Below are 1,984 nucleotides of genomic sequence, written 5' to 3'. Positions count from 1 at the left end.
AGCCAATGCAACTGCAAGCCCGAGGGCCGAGAGGAGGGACTTCTTCATGGATGGTTTCCTTTTGTTTCGCGGGCGCACATGGATCGGGGCGATAGCCCGGCCGCCGCGAATGGAATTACGCGCCTGAATTTTTTCGTCAGTATTTCCCGATTGTAGAATTTTGTTTCTGGACTGTTTCTGCCCAATCCAGTCTCCCGTCACCACGCACGGCAAGATCGAGAGGCGGCCATCGGCCGCCTGTTCGACTACATCGGTGGCACGACGCCGTTGGTTCCGACCACGACGCGGCTGGCGCTCAGCGCGCCGTCGCTGCCCCGCTCAGCGGTGACGAAGACCGTCGCACCCGGCTTGAGGTCGGTCGGCGTCGCCGGCGCGAAGGTCACGACGGGCGTGGTGTCGGGGATCGAGATCTTCTTGGTCTGGCCATTGTCATAGGTCAGGGTGACGGATCGCCCGCTTATATCGGTAACGTCGGCGACGGTGCCGTTGGTCATCCGGCTGTTTGGCTGCAGGTCCCAGGGACGGTCGCCCTCGCCAGTGCCTTTCAGCGCGGCCGGAAAAACCACCACCTCCAGGGCGCCGCTGCCGCCATCCGCTTTCGAAACGGAGGCAATACCGAGGAAATCGCCCTGCTTGATGTCCTTTGCCGAGGCGTTGGCGACGCCCGAGATCTTCCAGCCAGCCTTGAGCTTGATCGCATCGGTATCGCCCTGGCGCGTTTTCACGGTGAGCAGCGTGGGCTCGAAACTGACCACCGTGCCGCGCACACGCAGCGCGTCTGCGGCCTGGGCGGCGCCCGCGCCGGCGACGGAAAGGCTGGAAATCGTGCCGAGCACGACCATGACTGTCTTCAGGTTCATTGCAAAGATCCTTCCGGGAACGAGCCGGCTGGAACCGGATGGTTTCACGCCAGCGATCCGGAGATAACGAACGAGCGCGGCGAAACTGCCGGCAAAAGGCTGATCGGACCTTCAAAACAACTTGATCGCGACGTGTGCGCGAGAGGGCCGCGCCAAGCACCTGGTTCACGATCCCGTGACGGCCCTTTTGGCTCTTGGCAAATCGCCGGCGAGAGGGCATCTTCCCGACCGTCTCAGGCAACACTCCTCATTTGATCAAACTCTTTCAGTCATGGAGTTGCCAATGCCCCATAATGCGAAAAGCGAACCCCACTCCGAACCGGCAACCAACGGGAGCGGGCCAGATTACAACACCCTCAGAGCGATGCGGGAGACCCGCGGTTACAGCGTGGAAGAGCTCTCCCTGACATGCGGCCTGGCGGTGGACGAGATTGAGGATATCGAAAGCGGCAGAGTGACCGACCCGTCGAAGCTGCGTCGTATTGTGTCCGCGCTTCACCTTCCCCAGGAGGCTCTGATCACCCCGGCTGCGCCGACGCCCGCGGCGCAAGGCCGATCGCTGGCGTAGATCCGCACCACGCATTCCAGAGAACCCGCCAAGGCTCCTTGGCGGGTTTCTTTGTACCTGCCGCGGCGTCTGCTTCAGCCTGGGGCTTGCCGATCCGTCTATCGCACGTGCTTATACGCGCGGCGGCCCCCGGCTGCCGAACCGCAATCTGCCGTCCATCAAGCTTTTTGAGCCATGGGTTTTCGATATGAGCCTGGAATCCGTTCGTGCCTTCTTCGCCGCCCACGCGCCCGACATCGATGTCATCGTCACGCAGGCGAGCTCGGCGACGGTGACCCTGGCGGCCGAGGCGCATGGCGTGCTGCCGGCCCAGATCGCCAAGACGATCTGCCTGCGCGTCGGCGACCGCACCATGCTGGTGGTGACCAGCGGCATCGCCAGGCTGGATAACCGCAAGTTCAAGGACCAGTTCGGCGGCAAGCCGCGCATGCTCGACGCCGCCGAGGTTGTCGAAGCGACCAGCCACCCGGTCGGCGGCGTCTGCCCGTTCGGCCTGCCGGCGCCGCTGCCGGTCTATTGCGACGTGTCGCTGCGCGAGTTTGAAGAGGTGGTGCCC

3 protein-coding genes are annotated in these 1,984 nt (G+C 63.5%); 2 read left to right on the top strand and 1 reads right to left on the bottom strand.

The window, feature by feature from the left end:
• Positions 1–245: 245 nt before the first annotated feature.
• The gene (locus tag EOD15_RS33550; RefSeq protein WP_127272079.1) at positions 246–860 is read right to left on the bottom strand and encodes a hypothetical protein; all 615 of its coding nucleotides are present in this window, start codon (positions 858–860) and stop codon (positions 246–248) included.
• 283 nt (positions 861–1,143) lie between these two features.
• Here EOD15_RS33550 and EOD15_RS33545 point away from each other — a divergent pair, with 283 nt between their 5' ends.
• Together EOD15_RS33545 and EOD15_RS33540 are read left to right on the top strand one after the other, a co-directional pair.
• Positions 1,144–1,428 carry a helix-turn-helix transcriptional regulator gene (locus EOD15_RS33545; RefSeq protein ID WP_127320647.1) on the top strand — a complete coding sequence of 95 codons (285 nt, stop codon included), beginning with the start codon at positions 1,144–1,146 and terminating at the stop codon, positions 1,426–1,428.
• A gap of 187 nt (positions 1,429–1,615) precedes the next feature.
• On the top strand, positions 1,616–1,984 hold a 369-nt coding region (locus EOD15_RS33540), incomplete at its 3' end, for a YbaK/EbsC family protein (protein WP_148129797.1).

This window comes from Mesorhizobium sp. M7A.T.Ca.US.000.02.2.1, assembly GCF_003996995.1.
Lineage (GTDB): Bacteria > Pseudomonadota > Alphaproteobacteria > Rhizobiales > Rhizobiaceae > Mesorhizobium.
The sequence above is the reverse complement of the archived record's forward strand: the minus strand, read 5'-3'. Positions and strand labels throughout refer to the sequence as shown.

Coding starts and splice junctions, on each gene's coding strand:
- EOD15_RS33550 (WP_127272079.1), bottom strand. CDS start 860: ATGAACCTGAAGACAGTCATGGTCGTGCTCGGCACGATTTCCAGCCTT.
- EOD15_RS33545 (WP_127320647.1), top strand. CDS start 1,144: ATGCCCCATAATGCGAAAAGCGAACCCCACTCCGAACCGGCAACCAAC.